This window comes from Salmonella sp. NW645, assembly GCF_051703725.1.
GTDB lineage: Bacteria > Pseudomonadota > Gammaproteobacteria > Enterobacterales > Enterobacteriaceae > Salmonella > Salmonella enterica.
Map to the genome: position 1 here is coordinate 172,351 of NZ_JAMMKR010000004.1, position 24,602 is coordinate 196,952.

Annotated in this window: 22 protein-coding genes; 8 read left to right on the forward strand and 14 right to left on the reverse strand. The window is 53.7% G+C overall.

Going from position 1 to position 24,602, the window contains the following annotated elements; all coding sequences use genetic code 11:
• Positions 1 to 195: 195 nt before the first annotated feature.
• The 5 genes from astE to astC are packed head-to-tail and all read right to left on the reverse strand — an operon-like array spanning position 196 to position 6,223.
• Entirely contained in the window at positions 196 to 1,164 is a 969-nt protein-coding gene (gene astE / locus NA389_RS10385) for a succinylglutamate desuccinylase (RefSeq protein ID WP_000368447.1), read from the reverse strand.
• Positions 1,157 to 2,500 carry an N-succinylarginine dihydrolase gene (gene astB / locus NA389_RS10390; RefSeq protein ID WP_000123953.1) on the reverse strand — a complete coding sequence of 448 codons (1,344 nt, stop codon included), beginning with the start codon at positions 2,498 to 2,500 and terminating at the stop codon, positions 1,157 to 1,159. The genes astE and astB overlap by 8 nt, the downstream gene beginning before the upstream one ends.
• Complete coding sequence (gene astD / locus NA389_RS10395; protein ID WP_079917079.1) at positions 2,497 to 3,975, reverse strand: succinylglutamate-semialdehyde dehydrogenase; 1,479 nt, start codon at positions 3,973 to 3,975, stop codon at positions 2,497 to 2,499. Before astD ends, astB begins: the two co-directional genes overlap by 4 nt.
• Positions 3,972 to 5,006: an arginine N-succinyltransferase gene (gene astA, locus NA389_RS10400; RefSeq protein WP_001263885.1), complete on the reverse strand. Its 1,035-nt coding sequence runs from the start codon at positions 5,004 to 5,006 to the stop codon at positions 3,972 to 3,974. The genes astD and astA overlap by 4 nt, the downstream gene beginning before the upstream one ends.
• The gene (astC, locus tag NA389_RS10405; protein ID WP_000059506.1) at positions 4,997 to 6,223 is read right to left on the reverse strand and encodes a succinylornithine/acetylornithine transaminase; all 1,227 of its coding nucleotides are present in this window, start codon (positions 6,221 to 6,223) and stop codon (positions 4,997 to 4,999) included. Before astC ends, astA begins: the two co-directional genes overlap by 10 nt.
• Positions 6,224 to 6,668: 445 nt before the next feature.
• Between astC and xthA the strand changes: the two genes are divergently transcribed.
• Together xthA and NA389_RS10415 are read left to right on the forward strand one after the other, a co-directional pair.
• Entirely contained in the window at positions 6,669 to 7,475 is an 807-nt protein-coding gene (gene xthA, locus NA389_RS10410; RefSeq protein WP_000673954.1) for an exodeoxyribonuclease III, read from the forward strand.
• A 72-nt stretch (positions 7,476 to 7,547) separates the two neighbouring features.
• Positions 7,548 to 7,964 (forward strand): pyrimidine (deoxy)nucleoside triphosphate diphosphatase, encoded by a 417-nt coding sequence (locus tag NA389_RS10415; RefSeq protein WP_000592141.1) that lies wholly within the window; start codon positions 7,548 to 7,550, stop codon positions 7,962 to 7,964.
• Here the strand turns inward: NA389_RS10415 and NA389_RS10420 are convergent.
• Positions 7,924 to 8,199, reverse strand: coding sequence for a YnjH family protein (locus NA389_RS10420; RefSeq protein WP_001254683.1), 276 nt, complete (start codon positions 8,197 to 8,199; stop codon positions 7,924 to 7,926). The two genes, NA389_RS10415 and NA389_RS10420, sit on opposite strands and share 41 nt — an antisense overlap.
• Positions 8,200 to 8,437: 238 nt before the next feature.
• On the opposite strand from NA389_RS10420, the gene gdhA reads away from it, so the two are divergent.
• A complete protein-coding gene (gdhA, locus tag NA389_RS10425; protein ID WP_000372865.1) occupies positions 8,438 to 9,781 on the forward strand; it encodes an NADP-specific glutamate dehydrogenase in 1,344 nt (447 codons plus the stop codon).
• A 29-nt stretch (positions 9,782 to 9,810) separates the two neighbouring features.
• On the opposite strand, the gene topB is transcribed toward gdhA, so the two are convergent.
• The 3 genes from topB to NA389_RS10440 all read right to left on the reverse strand — a co-directional run bounded on the left by topB (position 9,811) and on the right by NA389_RS10440 (position 13,477).
• Positions 9,811 to 11,760 (reverse strand): DNA topoisomerase III, encoded by a 1,950-nt coding sequence (gene topB / locus NA389_RS10430; protein WP_079917080.1) that lies wholly within the window; start codon positions 11,758 to 11,760, stop codon positions 9,811 to 9,813.
• A 4-nt stretch (positions 11,761 to 11,764) separates the two neighbouring features.
• Complete coding sequence (gene selD, locus NA389_RS10435) at positions 11,765 to 12,808, reverse strand: selenide, water dikinase SelD (protein WP_001294888.1); 1,044 nt, start codon at positions 12,806 to 12,808, stop codon at positions 11,765 to 11,767.
• 117 nt (positions 12,809 to 12,925) lie between these two features.
• Positions 12,926 to 13,477, reverse strand: a complete 552-nt coding sequence (locus tag NA389_RS10440; RefSeq protein WP_000339313.1) for an NAD(P)H nitroreductase — start codon at positions 13,475 to 13,477, stop codon at positions 12,926 to 12,928.
• A 173-nt stretch (positions 13,478 to 13,650) separates the two neighbouring features.
• Here NA389_RS10440 and sppA point away from each other — a divergent pair, with 173 nt between their 5' ends.
• The 3 genes from sppA to pncA all read left to right on the forward strand — a co-directional run bounded on the left by sppA (position 13,651) and on the right by pncA (position 17,302).
• Entirely contained in the window at positions 13,651 to 15,507 is a 1,857-nt protein-coding gene (gene sppA, locus NA389_RS10445; protein WP_001259882.1) for a signal peptide peptidase SppA, read from the forward strand.
• 95 nt (positions 15,508 to 15,602) lie between these two features.
• Complete coding sequence (gene ansA / locus NA389_RS10450; protein ID WP_001170136.1) at positions 15,603 to 16,619, forward strand: asparaginase; 1,017 nt, start codon at positions 15,603 to 15,605, stop codon at positions 16,617 to 16,619.
• Between the two features lie 26 nt (positions 16,620 to 16,645).
• Positions 16,646 to 17,302, forward strand: a complete 657-nt coding sequence (gene pncA / locus NA389_RS10455) for a bifunctional nicotinamidase/pyrazinamidase (RefSeq protein ID WP_000184707.1) — start codon at positions 16,646 to 16,648, stop codon at positions 17,300 to 17,302.
• 350 nt (positions 17,303 to 17,652) lie between these two features.
• On the opposite strand, the gene NA389_RS10460 is transcribed toward pncA, so the two are convergent.
• Together NA389_RS10460 and msrB are read right to left on the reverse strand one after the other, a co-directional pair.
• Positions 17,653 to 17,931 (reverse strand): YeaC family protein, encoded by a 279-nt coding sequence (locus NA389_RS10460; protein WP_001046864.1) that lies wholly within the window; start codon positions 17,929 to 17,931, stop codon positions 17,653 to 17,655.
• A gap of 41 nt (positions 17,932 to 17,972) precedes the next feature.
• Positions 17,973 to 18,386 carry a peptide-methionine (R)-S-oxide reductase MsrB gene (gene msrB, locus NA389_RS10465; RefSeq protein WP_001519539.1) on the reverse strand — a complete coding sequence of 138 codons (414 nt, stop codon included), beginning with the start codon at positions 18,384 to 18,386 and terminating at the stop codon, positions 17,973 to 17,975.
• A gap of 341 nt (positions 18,387 to 18,727) precedes the next feature.
• On the opposite strand from msrB, the gene gapA reads away from it, so the two are divergent.
• Positions 18,728 to 19,723: a glyceraldehyde-3-phosphate dehydrogenase gene (gene gapA, locus NA389_RS10470; protein ID WP_000153505.1), complete on the forward strand. Its 996-nt coding sequence runs from the start codon at positions 18,728 to 18,730 to the stop codon at positions 19,721 to 19,723.
• 328 nt (positions 19,724 to 20,051) lie between these two features.
• The gene (locus NA389_RS10475; protein WP_000608667.1) at positions 20,052 to 20,936 is read left to right on the forward strand and encodes a D-hexose-6-phosphate mutarotase; all 885 of its coding nucleotides are present in this window, start codon (positions 20,052 to 20,054) and stop codon (positions 20,934 to 20,936) included.
• A gap of 98 nt (positions 20,937 to 21,034) precedes the next feature.
• Here the strand turns inward: NA389_RS10475 and NA389_RS10480 are convergent, their stop codons facing one another.
• The 3 genes from NA389_RS10480 to NA389_RS10490 form a co-directional block, all read right to left on the reverse strand.
• Positions 21,035 to 21,892, reverse strand: coding sequence for an aldo/keto reductase (locus NA389_RS10480; protein WP_000843752.1), 858 nt, complete (start codon positions 21,890 to 21,892; stop codon positions 21,035 to 21,037).
• A 96-nt stretch (positions 21,893 to 21,988) separates the two neighbouring features.
• Positions 21,989 to 23,185, reverse strand: coding sequence for an anaerobic sulfatase maturase (locus NA389_RS10485; RefSeq protein ID WP_000029250.1), 1,197 nt, complete (start codon positions 23,183 to 23,185; stop codon positions 21,989 to 21,991).
• 289 nt (positions 23,186 to 23,474) lie between these two features.
• The gene (locus tag NA389_RS10490; RefSeq protein ID WP_000163762.1) at positions 23,475 to 24,221 is read right to left on the reverse strand and encodes a MipA/OmpV family protein; all 747 of its coding nucleotides are present in this window, start codon (positions 24,219 to 24,221) and stop codon (positions 23,475 to 23,477) included.
• Positions 24,222 to 24,602: the final 381 nt, after the last annotated feature.

The following is a 24,602-nucleotide window of genomic DNA, read 5'->3' on the forward strand; positions in this document are numbered from 1 at the left end:
TTGTGAAGAAAAAAAGAATAAATTGCGCAGAGTTGAAAGATAAATATACAGTAGCATGATATAGCAGAAATTATGCAGAACTATAACGCAGCAACGCTTATTAATAAAGCAATTCTCCAGGAATAATCCGTAATAGCATGAAACTGTGTCCCAAATCATCCCTGTAATCCTAACGTGAGCTTACAGGGACATTTATCAAGGCAGTCTTTCCAGCATTAATCCAGCCCGCAATCCGCAGGCGACAGAGGGATTAGGAAAGAGAACATATTCAATGTCATGCGTCACCGTCACACGCTTATCCCCCTCCTCGGCCAGCAACGTTCCCTTCGCAAAGGCAGTAAAATTCAGCGTTTGCGCATCCATATAAAGCGTGAACTTATCGCTGTGACGCGTGATTTGCGACACCACCCGATAGCGTAGCGGCGGAGAAGACGAGGTTGACGTTTCGACACCGCTCAACAGCGCCGACAACGCCTGCGAGGTTACGCTGAACTGCGTCAGATCGTTTTGCCCAAACGGCAACGCCTTTCCCAACTCCAGCGTACAGGAAAGCGCGCCGAAATGTTCAGAGCTAAAGTGCGTAAACGTACCGCCGGGCGCCTGATGAAATACCAACGCCTCCAGTCCTGCCGCGCCCAGCCATGCCAGAAAATCTGTCTCCCACGGGCGGTCGCGCTGCGGCAATACGCCAAAACGCAAATGATGCGAGCCACGAATGGCGGTATGCAGATCCAGATGCCAGCGTACCCGCGCCTGACCAGAGGAAAAGAAGGTCTCCAGACTTAGCTCCAGCTCACGCGCCCGCCGCGTTTCATCGCTTTCGGCAAAGGACTGCCAACGCCCGCCAAACATACGGTTCATATCGCTGTGACAATAGCGTATTCCCGCCGCCAGCGCCTGCGGATTGCCGAGTACCACCAGCACTCGCCACGTTAACATCAAGCTGCCTGAAAACAGCGCCGACAGCAGCTTATCCAGCATCTCGACCGGCGCGGTTTCATTGCCGTGTATCCCCGCAGAAAGAATTAACGCGCGGTCGACCGGCGCATCGGGCGTGAGTTCAAGCAGACCATGGCCTAACCAGCGCCAGCGAAAACCCGCGCCCTTCCCCTGCGTCACCCGTGGTGTCGTGCCGCTTAGCGTCAACGCCAGAAAGTTATCCATCAGCCGCCCCCGTTTGCTGGAAAGGATAAACCGACCCCAAATCCAGCAGACGCGTTAACACATCCAGCGCCTCCCGGCCTTCTCGCAATAATAACGGATCGGCCAGATCGGCGGCGGTCAGGCGATCGCGATAATAACGATCCGCCCACGCGTTAAGGGCCGTAAACAGAGCGTCATTCATCATTACCGCTGGATTCACCGCCCGTCGTTCTTCTTCTGTTAACACCACGCGTAATCGCAGACAGGCCGGGCCGCCGCCGTTGGCCATACTTTCTCGCAAATCAAACACCTGCATCGCGCTGATGGGGTTATCCTCCGCCACCAGCTTATTCAGATAGCGCCAGACGCCGACATGGTCCTGACATTCCCGCGGCAACACTAACAGCATTGAGCCGTCGTCACGGCTTAACAACTGACTATTAAACAGGTAGGTCGCCACAGCATCTGATACAGAAACCTCACCGGCGGGCACCTCTATCGCCATAAAACCGTCAACGCACGTACTCAACTGATTAATGAGCACTTTCTGCCGGGCAAACGCCGCTTCGTGACAAAACAATACCTGTCGATTCGAGACGGCAATGACATCATTATGGAATACGCCTTGATCGATGACCTCCGGGTTTTGCTGAGCGAAGATAACCTGTTGCGGATTCACCTGATTAAGACGAGCCACGGCCTCGCTGGCTTCGCGGCTCTGGCGCGCCGGATAACGAGCGGGTCGTATTTCATTCTCCTCTTCGCGCCCATAGACAAAAAGCTGCACGCCTGCCGAACCATACTCGCCGCCAAGACGGTTATGATTCGCCGCGCCTTCATCTCCCAATAATGCGACCTGCGGTAACGCGCTATGCACTGAAAACTGACTTTCATCGCGAAATATGGCGCGTAGCAGCGCTTCGGTAACAGGTGCCTCCAGAGCGCGATGAAATTTATTGTTTAAATTCGCCACCGTCAGGTGAACTTTCCCGTCCAGCGCGTCTGCCGATGGGCAAACCGTCGCCGCATTCGCAACCCACATTGGCGACGCGGAACTCACGCTGGAAAGCCAGCGTGGCGCCTGACGCGCAACCTTATCCAGAATCTGCTCATCGCTACCCGTGAAGCCGAGCTGACGCAACGCCGGAATAAAAGGCCGCTCATGCGGCGGGATCACCGCCTGGGGAAAGCCGGCATCCGCCAAAGCCTTCATCTTTAGCAGCCCCTGCTTTACCGCCAGACGAGGATTCGACACCTGAAAACGGTGGCGGGTCGATGCCTCATTGCCGAAGGATAGCCCGGCATAATGGTGCGTAAGCCCCACCAGCCCGTCAAAATTAACTTCATGCGCCGTCATACCGCCTCCCTGCGAGAAAAGTCGAGGCCGGGGCTTAATGTCGCAGGCAACGTCAGTTCGGGAGATTCCAGACTGGCCATCGGCCAGGCGCAATAATCGGCGGCATACCAGGCGCTGGGCCGATGGTTGCCAGACGCGCCGACACCACCAAACGGCGCAGTACTCGCTGCCCCGGTGAGCGGTTTATTCCAGTTAACGATCCCTGCCCGCGCCTCCAGCAAGAGCTGTTCGAACTGCGCGCGATCCGTCGACACCAGCCCACACGACAGACCAAAACGGGTATTATTCGCCAGACGAATCGCCTCATCGAAATGCGCATAACGCCAGACGCTCAGCAGCGGACCAAACACCTCTTCATCCGGCACATCCGCGACGCCCGTCAGCTCAATGATGCCAGGCGTCAGCAGAGAGGTTCCCTCTTTGACCTTCCGCGGCGCCAGTAGCGTGCGACCGCCTAATGCCTCTCGTTGACGCCAGGCCTCCATCACATGCTGTGCCGCCTGCGCTGAAATCAGTCCGCCGATAAACGGCTGCGGATCATCGTCCCATCTGCCGGGCTGCAGACGTCCGGCGACGTCAACCAGCCGCGCCAGAAATGCATCTCCCTGCGCACCCTGTTTTACCAGAAGGCGTCGCGCGCAGGTACAGCGCTGTCCGGCGGTAATAAACGCCGATTGCAGCGTCAGATGTACCGCCGCATCTATATTTGCCACAACCTCAATAATGAGCGGGTTGTTTCCGCCCATTTCAAGAGCCAGGATTTTTTCCGGCTGGCCGGATAGCTGGCGATGAAGCTGATATCCGGTACTGGCGCTGCCGGTAAACAGCAGTCCGTCGAGATCGTCGAGCGAACTCAGCGCTTGTCCGGTCTCCCGGCCGCCCTGCACCAGATTAAGAACGCCTGCCGGTAGCCCCGCCTGTTCCCAGAGTTTTATTACCGTTTCCCCGGTCCATGGCGTTAGCTCGCTAGGTTTGAAAATCAGCGTATTGCCTGCCAGCAACGCGGGCACAATATGGCCATTCGGTAAATGGCCGGGAAAGTTATAAGGGCCGAATACCGCCAGCACACCGTGAGGACGATGGCGCAACGTCGCGGCGCCATCGACAAGTTCGCTTTTTTGTTCGCCTGTTCTGGCATGGTAAGCCTTAATCGAGATGGCAATCTTATTGATCATCGCCGTCACTTCGGTTGCCGCCTCCCAGCGCGGTTTACCGGTTTCACGCGCGATGACCTCCGTGAGCTCGGCTTTATGCGCCTCCAGCAGGGCGGCAAATTTCTCTACGATAGCCTGTCGTGCCGCAAAAGGCTCTCTGGCCCAACGAGGAAACGCCGCGCGCGCCGCCTGACAGGCCTCGGCGACCTGTGCCGCATTAGCGTCATTCCCCTGCCAAAGTATCTCCGCGCTCACCGGGTTCGTTTTGCGGCGGCGTTCGCCCTGACCGGTTATCCAGTCGCCGTTTATCCATAGCGTCATACGGTTTTCTCCTCAGCGCAAAGGCGTACCAGCCGAACGTGGTCGCCCGCGCGACATTTCAGCGCATCCAACTGCGCGGCGGTAAGTACAAGTCGTGAAGTCTGCGGATCGGCACGCACCAGCGCGGCCCGAAAGTGGTGATAGTTTTCATTGGCGACCAGACATGCCGGATAGTCGCCAGGCGCGGGTTGCCCTTCCGCGACTTCCACCAGTCGGCTTTTACGAATGGCCCGCACGCGGTCAATATCACACTCCAGCGTCGGCCCGCCGTCGAAGATGTCGATATAGTGGCGATAGCGAAAGCCTTCCTTTTCCAGCACCGCGCGGGCTGGCGCCGTTTGCGGGTGGACTTCGCCAATTACGGCCTGTGCCTCTTCAGATAAGAAGTGGGTATAAATAGGATGTTTGGGCATCAGCTCGGCGATAAACGCTTTTTGCCCGGTACCGCATAAAAAATCCGCCCGGCTGAAATCCATAGAAAAAAAGCGTTTGCCGAGACTTTGCCAGAAGGGAGAATAACCGTGCTCGTCAATGACGCCGCGCATTTCCGCCACCACTTTCTCATTGAATTTATCGCGAAACGCGGCCATAAACATAAAGCGCGATTTTGACAACAGGTAGCCGTTACCCTCTTTACGCCATTCGGGATCGAGAAACAGCGTGCAAAGCTCACTGCTGCCGGTATGATCATTACTCAGGAATAATGTTGGCAACGCGTTATATACATTCAGCTCTTTGGAGGCATGAACCAGCGTACCGACACGATAGTTATACCAGGGATCGTTAAGACCGACCGCGACCTCAATGGCGCAGATCCCGCCGACCTCACCCGTTTCACTGTCCTCGAGAACGAATACATACCCTTGTTCGCCTTTTGGCAGCTCGTCGGACCAGGTTTTTAGCGCGCGTTCAATGCGGGCCGCCAGCGTCGCTTCATTTGCCGGTAGCGAGGTTAAGCCGCCGCCCGTTTTGCCTGCAAGCTGCATCAGCGCGGCGATATCCGCATGTTCGACAGGACGAATCACCCGCATGATGCGCCTCCCGTCTGAAGGCGTTCGCACGCCAGGGCAAAACGATCAAGCCCGGTGGCTATCTCCTCGTCGCTCACATTTAACGCTGGCGCAAAACGCACCACGTCGCCGCCGGCGATGAGCACCATCACGCCGGCTTTTGCCGCTTCCTGAGCGATGAGTTTGGCTTTTCCGGCAAACTCCGTCTGTAGCACACAGCCAAGCAGTAGCCCCAGCCCGCGAATTTCACTGAACATGCCAAAACGTACATTAATGGTATTTAGACGTTCAATAAACGCATCGTGGCGCTGTCTGACGCCGTTTTGCATCTCCGGCGTATTGATGATATCCAGAACTTTTCCGGCAACTGCCGTTGCCAGCGGATTACCGCCGTAGGTGGTGCCATGCGTGCCTGGCGTCATGACGCTGGCATAGTCTTGCGTGGTCAGCATCGCGCCGATCGGGAAGCCGCCGCCCAGCGCTTTAGCGGTCGTCAGGATATCGGGCGTAACGCCATAATGCATATATGCATACAGTTCGCCGGTACGTCCGACGCCCGTCTGCACCTCATCAAAAATCAGTAACGCCTGATGCCGGTCGCACAATTCACGCAGCCCCTGCAAAAAAGCTTTCGTGGCGGGGATCACGCCGCCCTCGCCCTGCACAGGCTCTACGATCACGGCGCAGGTATTGTCATCAATTAGCGCGCTGGCGGAGTTCAGATCGTTATAGGCTGCATGACGAATATCCGGCGGCAGCGGCGCAAAGTCCTGTGAATAGGTGGGTTGACCGCCAGCGCTGACGGTAAAGAGCGTGCGGCCATGGAACGCGTTTTTAAAGGCCACAATGCCGCTTTTATGATTGCCGACACGATCGTGGGCATATTTGCGCGCCAGTTTTAATGCTGCTTCATTTGCTTCAGCGCCTGAATTACAAAAGAAAACGCGTTCGGCGAAGGTCGCGTCGATCAGTTTTTTCGCCAGTCTCAGCGCCGGTTCATTGGTGTAACCGTTCCCGGTATGCCAGAAGCGATTCGCCTGTTCATTTAACGCCTCGCGCAGCGCCGGATGCGCATGTCCCAAAGCGTTGACCGCGATCCCGCCAGCAAAATCAATGTACTCTTTCCCCTGCTGATCCCACAGGCGTGAGCCTTCTCCGCGTACAGGAATAAAAGGCGCGGGAACGTATACTGGCACCATCCATTCATCAAAGTTTTCACGCGTAACTGACAGAGACATAGCGACCTCTTTTGGTAAAAATAAAGTTATTTATATGTTAATTAATATGAGTGTTTGCGCTGTAAATGTAGATTGCAGCATTCGTGCCAGCCAGCGTTAACATTGCATAAACAGAAGTGATAAACGGTAAATCAATGGGTTACAGCGTAGCGATATTCACTTTTACTGCATGAAAAGTGAATATTTCCGCATAATCGGTGGCTAAAAAGAGGAAAAAGCGAAATATTATTCAGTTGCCAAATATAATTCTGGAATTGTGATCTTATACGAAATTTACTGGAAATTACCGCCCCGTTCTGGCGCATCTGCACGCAAACCGTGCCATTTTCGCGCTATAGAAAACACCATACGCTTCCATTGGCCGAATCTGACGATGAGTGGCAGTCACCCGGTAAAATTTCTGTTACCATCCCAACACGATTCACCTTGCAAAGTGGCAGTGACTATGAAATTTGTCTCTTTTAATATCAACGGCCTGCGCGCCCGTCCCCATCAGCTTGAAGCGATTGTCGAAAAACACCAGCCCGATGTGATCGGTCTACAGGAGACAAAAGTCCACGACGAAATGTTCCCGCTCGAAGAGGTCGCGAAGCTGGGCTATAACGTTTTCTATCATGGACAAAAAGGCCATTACGGCGTCGCGCTGCTAACAAAAGCCACGCCCATTTCCGTCAGACGCGGTTTCCCGGATGATGGCGAAGAGGCGCAACGCCGCATTATCATGGCGGAAATCCCCTCGCCGCTGGGTAATATCACCGTCATTAACGGCTATTTCCCGCAGGGGGAAAGCCGGGATCATCCGTTGAAGTTCCCCGCGAAAGCGCAGTTTTATCAGAACTTGCAAAACTATCTTGAAACGGAACTCAAGTGTGATAATCCGGTATTAATTATGGGCGACATGAATATCAGCCCGACCGATCTGGATATTGGCATCGGCGAAGAGAACCGCAAACGCTGGCTGCGTACCGGTAAATGCTCCTTCCTGCCGGAGGAGCGTGAATGGATGTCACGGTTACTGAAGTGGGGATTAGTGGACACGTTCCGTCAGGCGAATCCGCAAACAATGGATAAATTTTCGTGGTTTGATTACCGCTCAAAAGGTTTCGTGGATAATCGCGGGCTGCGCATCGACCTCTTGCTGGCAAGCGCTCCGCTGGCCGAACGTTGCGCAGAAACCGGTATAGACTACGACATTCGCAGTATGGAAAAACCCTCCGACCATGCGCCGGTCTGGGCGACGTTTCGTGTTTGATTCCGCTTTCTGATTAACCGTAAGTCCGGGATAGCGCGACGCTTCCCGGCAGGAATAACGACCTTAACGACAATGATAAAAAAACTCGATGTTGTTGCCGCCATCATTGAACGCGACGGCAAAATTCTGCTGGCCCAGCGCCCAGATCATGCGGATCAAGCCGGTTTATGGGAGTTTGCCGGCGGTAAAGTCGAACCCGGCGAAACCCAGCCGCAGGCGCTTATCCGCGAGCTACGCGAAGAGTTAGGGATTGACGCCACGCCCGGCGTCTATATCGCCAGCCATCAACGCGACGTGTCTGGCCGACGAATACATTTGCACGCCTGGCATGTGCCTGCGTTTAACGGTCTGATACGTGCGCTGGAACATCAGGCATTAGCCTGGTGTACGCCGGAAGAGGCGCTGGAGTACCCCCTCGCCCCGGCGGATATTCCGCTATTGCAGGCGTTTATGGCTTTACGCGACGCCAGACTAACGGATTCGTGCTGATGGTTTTTTCGTCACGCTGGCACTGGAGCACGACGCCTTCCACTTTTATTACCGCGCCTTCGGAGTAATTCTGATCCTGGTAAACGCAGCACTGAATGCAGGGCTGGGACGACTGACCGCGCGTGCTGAAAACTTCCGGCGGGACATTCACCTGAATATCAGGACGACTGTTCTGGTTTGCCAGCCCGACCATTGGCATTATCGCCATCACGGCGACCACGAGGCTTCGGCGCATAGAATTTCCTTATTTTTCTAAGTATATTCTCAGTATAACGGTAAGCCGCCGTGAAAACTTTAATCCTCTTTTGTCATCGCTTTTAGTTATGACCCTCGCCCCGTTATGAATTTACTTAGCAGCGTCATTTTTTTCTTGCTTACCGTCACATTGCTGATGGTATAGTCGAAAACTGCAAATACATATTCTGATAAAACGCAAATACAACCACATTAATATATAAGAGGTTTTTATATCTATGGATCAGACATGTTCTCTGGAATCGTTCCTCAACCATGTACAAAAGCGCGACCCGCATCAAACCGAGTTCGCGCAAGCCGTCCGTGAAGTCATGACCACCCTGTGGCCGTTTCTTGAACAAAACCCCCGTTACCGCCACATGTCTTTACTGGAACGTTTGGTTGAACCAGAGCGCGTAATTCAGTTTCGCGTAGTGTGGCTGGACGACAAAAACCAGGTGCAGGTAAATCGCGCCTGGCGCGTGCAGTTCAACTCTGCTATCGGCCCCTATAAAGGCGGTATGCGCTTCCATCCTTCGGTAAACCTTTCCATCCTTAAGTTCCTCGGCTTTGAGCAAACCTTTAAAAATGCCCTCACCACGTTGCCGATGGGCGGCGGTAAAGGCGGCAGCGATTTTGATCCGAAAGGGAAAAGCGAAGGCGAAGTGATGCGTTTCTGCCAGGCGCTGATGACTGAACTGTATCGCCATTTAGGGCCGGATACCGACGTGCCTGCCGGGGATATCGGCGTGGGCGGGCGCGAAGTGGGCTTTATGGCGGGAATGATGCGCAAGCTTTCCAATAACAGCGCCTGCGTCTTCACCGGCAAAGGGCTTTCCTTCGGCGGCAGTCTGATTCGCCCGGAGGCAACGGGTTATGGCCTGGTCTACTTCACCGAAGCGATGCTTAAACGTCATGGTCTCGGTTTCGAAGGGATGCGCGTCGCCGTGTCCGGCTCCGGCAACGTAGCGCAATACGCCATTGAGAAAGCGATGGCCTTTGGCGCGCGCGTGGTTACCGCGTCGGATTCGAGCGGGACGGTGGTCGATGAAAGTGGCTTCACGCCAGAGAAGCTGGCGCGTCTGTGTGAAATTAAAGCCAGCCGTGACGGTCGCGTCGCTGACTACGCCCGTGAGTTTGGCTTAACCTATCTGGAAGGCCAGCAGCCCTGGAGCGTACCGGTGGATATCGCCCTGCCATGCGCGACGCAGAACGAACTGGACGTTGACGCCGCGCGTGTACTGATTGCCAATGGCGTAAAAGCCGTGGCGGAAGGGGCAAATATGCCAACCACGATTGAAGCGACCGATCTCTTCCTTGAGGCGGGCGTACTGTTTGCGCCGGGTAAAGCCGCCAACGCGGGCGGCGTGGCGACATCAGGTCTGGAAATGGCGCAGAACGCCGCGCGGTTGAGCTGGAAAGCCGAGAAAGTGGACGCCCGTCTGCATCACATTATGCTGGATATCCACCACGCCTGTGTCGAGTACGGCGGCGATAATAAGCATACCAACTACGTTCAGGGCGCCAACATCGCCGGTTTCGTGAAAGTCGCCGACGCCATGCTGGCGCAGGGCGTCATTTAATCCCGTCGTCAGGCCAGATGGCTTTACGCTTATTCGGTCTGACGGCCTGTCTCCTCAGCAGGCGGGCTTTTTTTGCCCGCTCGCTTATGCGGCGCGCTCTTTTTCTTGTCTCCACCGCCTGGCGCGACTATCCCTCTGAAGCGCTTCACCGGCGTGCGCTTAGCCTGATCGATCAGCTGATATAACGTGCCGACCAGCGGTTGCATGAAATCCTGGTAACGGCACTGCTTTTCGCTGATTTGCGTCAAAACAGATTCCCAGTGCGCGGTCATATCTGGACGGGCCGCCATTTCCGGCAGCGAATGTATTAACGCTTTGCCAGCATCGGTAGAATGAATGTAGCGCCCTTTTTTGGTCAGAAAGCTACGTTTGAACAGCAGCTCGATAATCCCGGCGCGCGTGGCTTCCGTCCCCAGCCCATCGGTCGCGCGCAGGATCTTTTTCAGATCTTTATCCTGCACGAAGCGGGCAATTCCGGTCATCGCGGAAAGCAATGTCGCATCGGTGAAATGACGCGGCGGCTGGGTTTGGCGCTCGACCACTTCCCCCTTTTCACACAGCAACTCATCACCTTTGGCGACAACCGGCAGCGGCGTACCGTCGTTTTCCTCGTCGCGCTCTTTACTGCCCAGTAACGTCCGCCAACCGGCCTCCGCCAGAAAACGCGCTTTGGCGACAAATTTTCCTTTGGCGATTTCCAGTTCAATAACGCATTTACGAAACACCGCGTCCGGGCAGAACTGCATCAGATACTGACGCGCAATCAGGGTGTACACTTTCGCTTCGTTTTCCGTCAGATGGACAGAAGAACTGCGCGCCGTCGGGATAATCGCGTGGTGCGCATCCACTTTTTTGTCATCCCAGCAGCGATTGCGCGTATCAGGATTAACCACAGGCTGCGGCAGTAAATCCGGGGCGTGGACGCTAATCGCGTTCATGACCGCCTGCCGTCCGGCAAAGTGTTCTTCCGGCAGATAACGGCAGTCGGAACGCGGATAGGTAATCAGTTTGTGGGTTTCATATAGCTTCTGACAAATATCAAGCACGTTTTGCGCGCTCAGGCCAAAACGTTTAGCGGCTTCAATCTGTAGCGTCGAGAGCGAAAACGGCAGCGGCGCGGATTCTGATTCCCGTTTATCATTATAACTGGTTACCAGCGCGGGCTGACCGTTGATTCGGTTCACTACATGCTCCGCCAGCGGACGATGCAGCAAGCGCACCTCTTCATCCTGATAAGGTTCGCACGCCTCGCTCGGCTGCCAGATAGCGGTAAAACGCTCGTCGGCAGGCGTAACGATGTGCGCCTTTACTTCAAAGAAGTCTTTGGCGACGAAGTTCTCAATCTCTTCGTCTCGCCGCACCACCAGCCCCAGTACCGGCGTCTGCACGCGTCCCACGGATAACACGCCCTGATAGCCGGCATTCCGGCCCAGGATCGTGTAAGCGCGGGTCATATTAATGCCATACAGCCAGTCCGCTCGCGCTCGCGCCAGCGCGGAGACGCACAGCGGCACGAAGTCGCTGTTCGCCCGCAGCCTGTCGATAGCACGCTCGACCGCCTGCGGGTTAAGGTCGTTTATCAGACAACGCCGCACCTGCTGGCGCTTTTCGGCAGGAAGCTGGAGATAATCCAGCACTTCATCAACCAGAAGCTGCCCTTCGCGATCCGGGTCGCCGGCGTGAATAATTTCACCGGCTTGATGCAAAAAGCGCTTAATCACATTGAGCTGTTTGGTGACGGAAGGACGAGGCTGAAGCTGCCATTTTTCCGGCACGATAGGCAGGTCAGCCAGATTCCAGCGCGCATAACGGCTGTCATACGCATCCGGCTGCGCCTGTTCCAGCAAATGACCAATACACCAGGTGACGACCTGCCCGTTTCCGCACTCAATAAAACCATCGCCTTTACGGTGCGGTTTTGGCAGCACATCCGCAATGGCGCGCCCCAGACTCGGTTTTTCGGCAATAAACAACCGCATCAGGTTAACGAATCTCAACCATAGCGCGACCGCCGCGGGCCTCGACCAGTTCGCCAATCGCGGTCAGATCGATACCAAATTCCGCCGCGGTGGCTTTAACATCGTCTTCGGCGTCCGGCGTTACCGCCAACAACAGACCGCCTGACGTTTGCGGATCGCACAGCAGGCTACGAACTTCACGCGACATGTCGCCCATCAAATGACCATAGCTGGCGAAGTTGCGCTCTGTGCCGCCCGGTACGGCGCCCAGAGCAATATACTCTTCCACGCCCGGCAGTTTAGGGATGTCCTGATAGCAAAGCAGCGCCTGCACGCCTGCGCCCTGGCACATCTCGCTCAGGTGCCCCAGCAGGCCAAAACCGGTAACGTCAGTCATAGCTTTTACGCCGTCGATATTGGCAAACGCCGCGCCAGCAATGTTCATCCGACACATGACTTCCGTCGCCAGCCCCTGATGTTCAGGCTTAAGCAGCGATTTTTTCTCGGCGGTGGTCAACACGCCAATCCCCAACGGTTTGGTCAGAAAGAGTTTGCATCCCGCCTGCGCGGTACTGTTTTTCTTCACCCGTTCGGTCGGCACTACGCCTGTGACCGCGAGACCAAAGATCGGCTCCGGGGCGTCAATAGAGTGTCCGCCCGCCAGCGCGATACCGGCCTGACGGCAGGCAAAACGCCCCCCCTCGGTCACTTCACGCGCAATATCGGGCGACAGGGTATTAATCGGCCAGCCAAGGATCGCGATCGCCATAATCGGTTTGCCGCCCATCGCAAAAATATCGCTGATGGCGTTTGTTGCCGCAATGCGGCCAAAATCAAACGGGTTGTCGACTATCGGCATAAAGAAGTCGGTGGTGCTGATAATACTGGTGCCATTACCCAGATCGTAAACCGCCGCATCATCGCGGGTTTCATTACCCACCAGCAGGTTCGGGTCGACGAACTTCGCCTGCTCGCTATGCAGGATAGTCTCCAGCACTTTAGGGGAAATTTTACAACCGCAACCAGCGCCGTGGCTGTATTGCGTTAAACGAATGGCTTGCTCGCTCATGGACATCTCCTGTCATTGCATTCGCGCTATGGTAGCGCTCATTCCCTGATGTGGTAAGTATCACTGTCTGAATTACCGCGCCTTTGCTCAGAATCCAGACAGTTTTATCCCTCAGCGTCAGAAATAACGCACAAACGGCGTGGGGTCGGGGGTACTGATCGTCGTTGACGCTTTGAGCTGCGGCGTGCCGAGATAGAGAAAACCAACAATTTTATCCTGCGGGCGGCACTCAAAGGCTTCCCGCACGATAGCGCTCTCCGTTAATGCGCCGCTACGCCAGATACCATTAAACCCTTGCGCAATCGCCGCCATTTGCATCGCCATCACCGCGCATCCGGCAGACATCTCCTGCTCCCACACTGGAACCTTATGGTTTTCTTCGCATTTCGCCACCACGGTAATGATCAGCGGCGCGCGAAACGGCGCATTACGCGCTTTTTCGATCGCTTTCTCATCGCCCCCGGCAGCGACAGCGCCTTGTTCAAGCACGGCGCTGAAGCGGTCGCGCCCCTCTCCTTCAATCACAAAAAAACGCCACGGCTGTAGAGATTTATGATCGGGAACACGCATTCCCGCCCGCAGAATGTTCTGTAATTGCTCTCCGACAGGCGCCGGTTCTGCGAGACGAGAGGCGCTACGACGGTTGACCAGCAGTTCTAGTGCATCCATTTGATTAACTCCAGCAATGATATTTATTCACAAAATTAACACGGGAGCGGATTTTGTTACAGCGCAGGCAGTGATTCCTGCTGACAACTGCCTGATGGGTCATTACGATAGCCACATCTTAATGCTTTATCCTCACCAAGGTATAAGCGTTGTTACTCAGATAGGGAGAATACATGCGAACCCTGTGGCGATTTATTGCCGGATTTTTTAAATGGACGTGGCGAGTGTTGAACCTCGTCCGTGAAATGGTACTCAACCTGTTCTTTATTTTTTTGGTTCTGGTGGGCGTTGGGATCTGGATGCAGATCGGTAACGGCAGCAACAGTGAGCAAACCGCGCGCGGCGCTCTGCTGCTGGATATTTCCGGCGTCATTGTGGATAAACCCTCCACCAATCACCGTCTGGGCGCGCTGGGTCGCCAGTTATTTGGCGCCAGCTCCGACCGTCTGCAGGAAAACTCCCTGTTTGACATCGTCAACGCTATTCGTCAGGCGAAAGATGACCGTAACATCACTGGTATCGTTCTGGATCTGAAAAACTTCACCGGCGCCGATCAGCCGTCAATGCGCTATATCGGTAAAGCGCTGCGCGAATTCCGCGATAGCGGCAAACCGGTTTTCGCCGTGGGTGAAAACTACAGCCAGGGTCAGTATTACCTCGCCAGTTTCGCCAATAAAATTTGGCTTTCCCCACAGGGTCAGGTAGATCTTCACGGCTTCGCTACGAATGGCCTGTACTACAAAACGCTGCTGGATAAGCTGAAAGTCTCTACCCACGTTTTCCGGGTCGGCACCTATAAATCCGCCGTCGAGCCGTTTATCCGCGACGATATGTCGCCCGCCGCCCGCGAGGCCGACAACCGCTGGATAGGCGAACTGTGGCAGAACTACCTGCATACCGTTTCCGCCAATCGCCAGATTTCGCCGCAACAACTCTTCCCCGGCGCCCAGGCTATTATCGACGGGTTAACCAGCGTGGGCGGTGACACCGCCAAATATGCGCTCGACCATAAACTGGTGGACGCCCTCGCCTCCAGCGCAGATGTTGAAAAAGCGCTGACGAAGCAGTTTGGCTGGAGCAAAACTGAAAATAACTATCGCGCGATCAGCTATTACGATTATTCGCTGAAAACGCCTGCGGATACCGGCGGTACTATTGCGGTTATTTTCGCCAATGGCGCGATTATGGATGGCGAAGAAACACCAGGGAATGTCGGCGGCGACACTACGGCATCGCAGATCCGCGACGCACGCCTTGATCCTAAAGTGAAAGCGATTGTGCTGCGCGTCAATAGCCCAGGCGGGAGCGTCAACGCCTCCGAAGTTATCCGCGCCGAACTGGCGGCGGCAAAAGCGGCCGGCAAACCGGTGGTGGTCTCAATGGGCGGCATGGCGGCCTCCGGCGGTTACTGGATCTCTACGCCGGCAAACTATATCGTGGCCAACCCCAGCACGCTGACGGGTTCAATTGGCATCTTCGGCGTCATCAATACGGTAGAAAACAGCCTGTCGTCGATTGGTGTACACAGCGACGGCGTTTCCACCTCGCCGCTGGCGGATATTTCGATGACCAAAGCGCTGTCACCGGAAGTGCAGCAGATGATGCAACTCAGTATTGAGTACGGCTACAAACGCTTTATCACGCTGGTGGCAGACGCGCGTAAGCGTACGCCGGAGCAGATTGATAAAATCGCACAAGGCCATGTCTGGACCGGAGAAGACGCGAAAGCCAATGGTCTGGTGGACAGTCTCGGCGACTTTGACGACGCCGTCGCCAAAGCGGCGGAGCTGGCGAAACTGAAACAGTGGCATCTTGATTACTATCAGGACGAACCGACGGTCCTTGATATGGTCATGGACAGTATGACCGGATCAGTACGCGCCATGCTGCCGGAGGCCATTCAGGCGATGCTCCCGGCGCCGCTCGTTTCCGCCGCCAACACGGTGAAGGCCGAGGGGGATAAACTGGCGGCATTTAACGATCCGCAAAACCGTTATGCGTTCTGTTTGACTTGCGCGAACGTTCGCTAATGCTTCATCAATAGCCATACCGGATGGCGGCGTCTGCTCATAGCCGCCATCCGATAATCATTAATACGTCCTTCGCGACACGACTGAACATTATCATGCAAAAGAAATCAATTTACGTTGCCTATACCGGCGGTACTATCGGTATGCAGCGCTCAGATAAAGGGTATATCCCGGTGTCCGGGCACCTTCAGCGCCAGCTGGCGCTGATGCCGGAATTCCACCGCCCGGAGATGCCGGATTTTACCATCCATGAATATGCCCCGCTGATGGATTCATCAGATATGACGCCGGAAGACTGGCAGCATATCGCTGCAGATATCAAAGCGCACTACGATGAGTATGACGGTTTTGTTATTCTGCACGGCACCGACACGATGGCGTTTACCGCATCGGCGCTCTCTTTCATGCTGGAAAATCTGGGTAAACCAGTTATTGTGACAGGGTCACAAATTCCGCTGGCTGAGCTGCGCTCCGACGGGCAAATTAATTTGCTGAATGCGCTTTATGTCGCCGCCAACTATCCTGTTAATGAAGTAACGCTGTTTTTTAATAATCGTCTGTTCCGCGGCAATCGCACGACCAAAGCCCATGCGGATGGTTTTGACGCTTTTGCCTCTCCTAATCTGCCGCCCTTGCTGGAAGCAGGAATTCACATTCGCCGTTTAAATACGCCTCCCGCGCCCTACGGTTCTGGTGAATTAATCGTTCACCCTATTACGCCGCAGCCGATAGGCGTAGTGACGATTTATCCGGGGATTTCCGCCGAGGTAGTACGTAACTTTCTGCGTCAGCCGGTAAAAGCGCTGATTCTGCGCTCTTATGGCGTAGGCAACGCGCCGCAAAATAAAGCGTTTTTACAGGAGCTGAAAGAGGCCAGTTCGCGCGGCATCGTGGTGGTTAACCTGACGCAATGCATGTCAGGGCGAGTCAATATGGGCGGGTACGCTACCGGTAATGCACTGGCGCACGCTGGCGTGATTGGCGGTGCCGATATGACCGTCGAAGCCACCTTAACCAAACTGCATTATTTGTTAAGCCAGGGTCTGGACACTCAGGCGATTCGTAGCGCGATGGCGCAAAACTTGCGTGGTGAATTGACGCCGGATGATTAAAAAATCCCGACGACAAGGAGAAGATAATGACAAACCGGGCCTTATTACTGGTCGACTTGCAAAATGACTTTTGCGCCGGCGGCGCGCTGGCTGTAGCGGAAGGCGACAGCACCATCGACATCGCCAACGCTCTTATTGACTGGTGCCAGCCCCGGCAGATTCCGGTGCTGGCCAGCCAGGACTGGCATCCCGCGCAGCATGGCAGCTTCGCCAGCCAGCATCAGGCGGAACCCTATAGTCAGGGAAAGCTGGACGGGCTGCCGCAAACGCTCTGGCCGGATCACTGCGTTCAACATACCGACGGCGCGGCGTTACATCCCCTGCTTAACCAACATGCGATTGACGCCTGCATCTATAAGGGTGAAAACCCGCTGATTGATAGCTACAGCGCGTTTTTTGACAACGAACATCGGCAGAAAACTACCCTTGATACCTGGCTTCGCGAGCATGACGTTACCGAGCTTATCGTGATGGGGTTGGCGACCGATTACTGCGTAAAATTTACGGTGCTGGATGCGCTAGAGTTGGGCTATGCCGTTAACGTTATCACCGATGGCTGTCGCGGCGTGAATATTCACCCGCAGGATAGCGCACACGCGTTTATGGAGATGGCGGCGGCAGGCGCGACGCTGTATACGCTGGCAGACTGGGAAGAGACGCAGGGCCAGGCTGTCGCCAGGTAGCGGAGCAGGTATCGTATCCGGTCAATACATCACGCAACGGTGAGACCATTGCATAGATCTTTGGGCCGGATACGTCACGTCAGCGTCGCTACCAGGCAAAGCTCAACGCAGGCTGGAGAGCGCTTCTAACAAAACAGATTAAAAAGCGCGGGCTGGCTGGCGCAATGTTCTGGGAATAAGGCACCGATGACAATAATCAGTTAGCGACACAGTTGGCGGACTCGCTGGACATTAAGCGTAATGGGTAAAAATATGGCGGGCCTGTGCCTGACAGCAATGTGCAGGCCCGGTAAGCACAACGCATCGGCAATGAAACCGCCGGATGGCGGCTACCTCTTATCCGGCTGCCGTTACTGCATTTTCAATGTCGCAATCGGCTTTGACGTAATACCGAAATCCGCTTTGAGCTGCTGCTTGCTTTTCATCACCATCTGACCGTGAGTATCGATCGTCATATGTTGCGCTTCGGTATTGTGCCGCGCCTGCCATAGCATCACCAGCTGTAGGCTGTTTTCTTTCTGTTCCGGCGTCAACGCCACGCCATCCGGCCATTTACCCAGCTCAACGGCGGTGGATAAACGTTGATACACTTCCGGCGTCATGCTGTTAATGATCTCATCAAGATTCATGATGTGTCCGCTCCTGTGGAATAATTTGCTGAATCGTTTTTTCAACCTTTCAGTTGATCGCCGTTTTTCTCGTCAGAAAAGGCCAGCGAGGCCGAATTAACGCAATAGCGCTCACCGGTTGGCTGCGGCCCGTCCGGGAAAACGTGTCCGAGATGCGCATCACAGTTTCCGCAACGAATTTCGACACGCTGCATGCCATGAGAAAAATCGTCTATGTAACGAATCGCCTCTTCGCTGACAGGCTGGTAAAAGCTAGGCCAGCCGCAGCCTGAATCGTATTTGGTGTGGGAGTGAAAAAGCGGCGTATCACAGACCAGGCAGTGATAAACCCCATCGCGTTTATTATGTAGCAGGCGTCCGGTAAATGGCGGTTCTGTGCCACGATCCTGCGTCACGTAGAATTGCATTTCGGACAATTTTTTCTTGAGTTCTTCTGCTGAAGGTTGGTTAGCCATTTGCTCACATCTCACTTTAAACGTGCTCACATTGCCTGACCGATTCTAACAAAACATTAACACCTCAGTACCAACTTTTGTTCTAAACTTGATCATTGCGAAATGGCGGCTCACGAATCGTGACTGATGTCACATTATTATCTCGGTTGCCCTTTAAAATTCGGGGCGGCGCCCCCATGTGGTTTCAAGCCGAAAGGAAGAGTGAGGCGAATCAGCCGCGCAAAGGTTGTGCAGAGGATTGATTTGTCGCAATGATTGACACGATTCCGCTTGACGCTGCGTAAGGTTTTTGTAATTTTACAGGCAACCTTTTATTCACTAACAAATAGCTGGTGGAATATATGACTATCAAAGTAGGTATCAACGGTTTTGGCCGTATCGGTCGCATTGTTTTCCGTGCTGCTCAGAAACGTTCTGACATCGAGATCGTTGCAATCAACGACCTGTTAGACGCAGAGTACATGGCATACATGCTGAAATATGACTCCACTCACGGCCGTTTCGACGGTACTGTTGAAGTGAAAGACGGTCATCTGATCGTTAACGGTAAAAAAATCCGTGTTACCGCTGAACGCGATCCGGCTAACCTGAAATGGGACGAAGTTGGTGTTGACGTAGTGGCTGAAGCTACCGGTATCTTCCTGACTGACGAAACCGCGCGTAAACACATCACCGCTGGCGCGAAAAAAGTGGTTCTGACGGGTCCGTCTAAAGACAACACCCCAATGTTTGTTAAAGGCGCTAACTTTGACAAATACGAAGGCCAGGACATCGTTTCCAACGCTTCCTGCACCACCAACTGCCTGGCGCCGCTGGCTAAAGTTATCAACGACAACTTCGGTATCATCGAAGGTCTGATGACTACTGTTCACGCGACTACCGCAACCCAGAAAACCGTTGACGGCCCGTCTCACAAAGACTGGCGCGGCGGCCGCGGCGCATCTCAGAACATCATCCCGTCCTCTACTGGCGCTGCTAAAGCAGTAGGTAAAGTACTGCCGGAACTGAATGGCAAACTGACCGGTATGGCGTTCCGCGTTCCGACTCCGAACGTATCCGTTGTTGACCTGACCGTTCGTCTGGAAAAAGCGGCTACCTACGAGCAGATCAAAGCTGCTGTTAAAGCTGCTGCCGAAGGCGAAATGAAAGGCGTTCTGGGTTACACCGAAGACGACGTTGTATCTACCGATTTCAACGGCGAAGTATGCACTTCCGTGTTCGATGCTAAAGCAGGCATCGCGCTGAACGACAACTTCGTGAAACTGGTCTCCTGGTACGATAACGAAACCGGTTACTCCAACAAAGTACTGGACCTGATTGCTCACATCTCCAAATAAGTTGAGATGACACAGTCATTGGTAAGAGCGACTTAGGTCGCTCTTTTTTTTGCTTAAAGATATACCCGTCATACTTCAAGTTGCAGGTGTGTTGGCTATGCTTTCTCACCCGAATCACTGACGGAAGTCGAACTTATCGGGATGAATCAGGGATGTCCCTGGCCGTAGGTTACCTACGGTTGTTCAAATTCGTTCCCGATGAATTTGTCGTTCACTTGCCGCGTTACTCGGCCTGCGGCCCCGCCTCTACGGGCCAGCGCAAGCACTGGTCAAGGCACAAGCGCCTTGTCATGCAACTCGAATTATTTAGGGTTAAGAGGATTGCGTAATGATTAATAAAATTTTTGCCCTCCCGGTTATCGAACAGCTTACCCCTGTCCTTTCCCGTCGTCAGCTTGATGACCTGGATCTGATCGTCGTTGACCATCCGCAGGTTAAAGCCTCTTTTGCATTACAGGGCGCGCACCTTCTCTCCTGGAAACCCGTTGGCGAGGAAGAGGTATTGTGGCTCAGTAATAATACGCCTTTCAAAACCGGCGTGGCGCTACGCGGCGGCGTACCGATCTGCTGGCCCTGGTTTGGACCTGCGGCTCAACAGGGTCTGCCGTCACACGGCTTTGCGCGTAATCTACCGTGGGCGCTAAAAGCGCATAATGAAGATAATAATGGCGTAATGCTGACATTTGAGCTGCAAAGCAGTGAGGCCACCCGGAAATACTGGCCGCACGATTTCACGCTGCTGGCACGTTTTAAAGTGGGCAAAACCTGTGAAATTGAACTGGAAGCGCATGGCGAGTTTGCAACCACATCCGCGCTCCACAGCTATTTTAACGTTGGCGACATCGCCAACGTTAAGGTCAGCGGACTCGGCGATCGGTTTATTGATAAAGTTAACGACGCTAAAGAAGATGTCCTGGCCGACGGTATACAAACCTTTCCGGACCGTACCGATCGCGTTTACCTCAATCCTGAAGCATGTAGCGTGATCCACGATGCGACATTAAACCGCACGATTGATGTGGTCCACCACCATCATCTTAACGTCGTAGGCTGGAACCCTGGCCCGGCGTTGTCCGTCAGCATGGGCGACATGCCGGATGACGGCTATAAAACGTTTGTCTGCGTTGAAACGGCTTATGCTACTGCGCCGCAACAAGCCACAGAAGAAAAACCCTCTCGTCTGGCGCAGACTATCTGCGTCGCAAAACGCTAAAAGTGAATGGATAACGGCGTTGCTATAGGCTCTGGAAGGCGTCAGCCGCCATCAGGCATGACCTGCCGGATGGCGGCACTTACACATTTTATCCGGCGTCACACCATATCCAACGCGGTTTTCCCTTTTGGCGCAGGCCAGGCGTTGTCCAGTAAGGCAAGTTCGTTTGCTGACAAGGTAATCTCAAGCGCCGCCGCATTTTGCTTCACGTGTTCTGTACTTCCGGCTTTCGGGATCGCCATCACGCCCGGATGCGCAATCACCCACGTCAGTAAGATTTGCGCCGCCGTAGCGTTATGCGCTTGCGCAATTTCATTCACCACCGGATGATTCAGTAAACCGCTACGTAACCGGCCAGCCTGCGCCAGCGGGCTATAGGCCATCACTGGCATTCGCTGTTGTTGACACCACGGCAATAAATCATACTCAATACCGCGTGACGCCAGATGATAGAGCACCTGATTTGTCGCGCATTGCTGTCCCCCGGGGATGCGCCACAGCGCCTGCATATCGTCATAATCAAGATTAGAGACTCCCCAACGGCGAATTTTTCCCTGCGCGATTAGCCGCTCCATACCTTCAACGGTCTCTTCGAATGAAAAGCTTCCGGCCCAGTGCAATAGATAGAGATCGAGATAATCTGTTTTCAGACGACGCAGGCTTTCTTCACAGGCGGCAACTATCTTCTGGCCGCCAGCGTTCCACGGGTACACTTTTGACACCAGAAATGCCTCATCGCGTCGCCCTGCTAACGCCTCGCCCACGACCTTTTCCGCCCCGCCGTCGGCATACATTTCCGCCGTATCAATAAGGCGTAACCCCAAATCCAGCCCCGCGCGCAGCGCCGAAACCTCGCGCTGACGTTGATCCGCGCGCTCGCCCATATACCATGTTCCCTGTCCGATGGCAGGAAGCGTCACCTGCCCGCAAAACGTTACGTTTTTCACTGATTTCATTTCCTTTTCAATGTCACTCGACGGTAAAACAATACAGGACTCTTAGACCCTACGGTAATGTCCGGCATCATACCGCGCAAGGGGGCGATTTTCTTGTCACTGACGAACGTCATCCGCAATCATGTCGACGATGCGGGTAATATGCGCGGCGGGTCGCTGATTCAGTAATAATTGACGCATCACATTCATATAGGGCGTCACATGTTGAAAGAACTCCAGATATCCTTTACAGAGATAATTTTGCCGTTCGCCGCCGTCCATGCAAATTCGATGTTTCGGACAACCGCCGTGACAGGCAAAGCGCCACGTACAGTTCTGGCAGCGTGAGGAAAGGTTTGCTTTAGCCGCGCCAAACTGCTGCTGAAAAGAAGAAGCCGCCATTTCTTCTAAAGAGTGTTGCTGCAGATTGCCCAGTTTATAGGCGGGAAAAACAAAATGGTCACAGCTAAACACGTCGCCATTCTGCTCCACCAGCAAACTTTGCCCGCAGGTCGACTGCATCGTACAAAGCGTGGCGGGCTCCCCCATCCAGACGCCAAGTAAGTTGTCAAAAAGCTGTACGAATATGCGTCCGACATCGTGACGTATCCATTGATCAAAAACATCGCACATAAAGGCGCCCCACCCTTCAGGCGTGACGGAAAAGGGCATCAGCGAAGGCGAATCCTCATTGTCAGATAACGTCAAAGAACGCTGCGTTTTTTGCGCGAGCGGCTCAACAATGGGAATAAATTGCAGGTGTTTACTTTCCAATTCCTGCGTCAAAAAATGATAAATAGCGTTGCCATGACGGCATGACACATCATTCACGACAGTGAGCGTGTTGAACTCGACATCATTTGCCTGCAGAAGGCGGATAGCATTAACGACACGGGAAAAAGACGCCCGCCCTGACGGCGTTTTCCGGTAATTATCATGAACGACTTGCGGCCCATCAATCGATATACCAATCAGGAACTGGTGCTGCGCAAAGAAAGCCGCCCATTCTTCATTGATTAATACGCCATTGGTTTGCAGACTGTTGTAAATAGTTTTGCCGTTGGCATAGCGTTGCTGCAAGCGCACCACTTTTTGGTAAAAAGAAAGACCGCATAGCGTCGGCTCTCCCCCCTGCCAACAAAACGAGACCTCTGAGGATGGCGTATCATCAATTACCCGGCGGATATACGTCTCCAGCACATCGTCAGACATGACGCGCTGGCCCCGGGGTTTATCAAGATAGAAACAGTACTTGCACGATAAGTTACACAGACTGCCGCTGGGCTTGGCTACGGTATTGAATACTATGCTCATTCGTCTTACTCGCTGTGAAGAATGGGTATAGCATAAGCGGGACGTGACAGGGCGATATCAGCCAGCATTGCAACAATTATTACGCTAATTGTTAGCGCAGTTGTAATCACCTGGATTTTTCATATAAAAGGCTAGTTTTTTAAATTGATGTAACAAAGTATAAATCACATAAGGCTGCGCCATACCCGGTCAACAGCGCATTTATGCAAGCCGCCATGTTCGCGTTTCAGACAGCACAAAGCCTGCATAACGCAGGCTTTGTCATGGTTTTTCTGGCAAATTCAATCAATCAGAATCTATAGGTCACGCCAGTAGAAAGGATACCGGTCCAGGATTTATCCACCATCGGGCTATCGGTAATTTCATCCGACAGACGGGTGTAGCGCGCAGTACCATATACGCTCCAGTTACCGGCGAAATTATAGTTAGCGCTCAGTTCAAGATACGGGTTCCAGCTATCGTTCGGGTTATAGCCGCGCAGGCCGCTACGCGAAGATTCTTTACGTGATACGCCGTAATAGTAATCGTTCTGGTTCTCGCTATTCCATTCAACCCCGATACCTGGCGTTAAGGTCAGCCCGCCATTGGTATACCGATAAAGCCAGGCCAGATCCCAGACAATACCGTTACTGTTATCCAACGTATCCCCTGCCAGTGAGGTACGCAGGAATCCATACTGGGTGTGATGCGCGTAAGAAACGCCCGCCATCATAGTACTTTTACGCCTGTCCAGACGACGCAACTGATGGTCATCGCTGTCGCCCGGTTTGAAGTACATCGGGGACCAGTATGCCATGATTGACAACTTATCGGCATTGTCATTCCACAAGTAGTAGCCGCCGCCCAGACCACGGAACCAGAAGTTTTCGCTTTCATAAGCGATGACCGGTATCGGATAAACATCGCTATCGTAATCTTTATAAGGGTGTTCAACCACACCAACGCCTGCGCCCAACGTCAGGTTGCTTTCAGCGTGCGCGACGCTGGCGGATGTTGCAATAAACACGCCAAGAGCCAGAAGTTTAAGTTTGGTCACAATCCATAATTCCTTATTTAAATGTTCTGCGGCAAAAGTGTAACCGCCAATACCTGTAAGCCCAACTATTTTACACAATGTAACCGTTTAATATCACCATCACCGATTATTTTCAGATGATCGGTTGATGATCGTTATGTGACCGGGAACGCTTTTTCTGATATCCACCAGCCTTTTCTACCTGATGAGTTATTGATATGTCATCGAAATCCACTGACGCGTACAGGCAAGTTTTGCAAATGCCATCTACGCTTAATGTTAAGAAGGTGTATCACCGGACACGTTGATCTTCTGGCCAATAAAATGGCATGAGAGTTGCTTTTTTTTCCTTAGCAGAGACGGCGTTCAGTCTACCTCTTCCGGGAGCCTCTACTATTCATA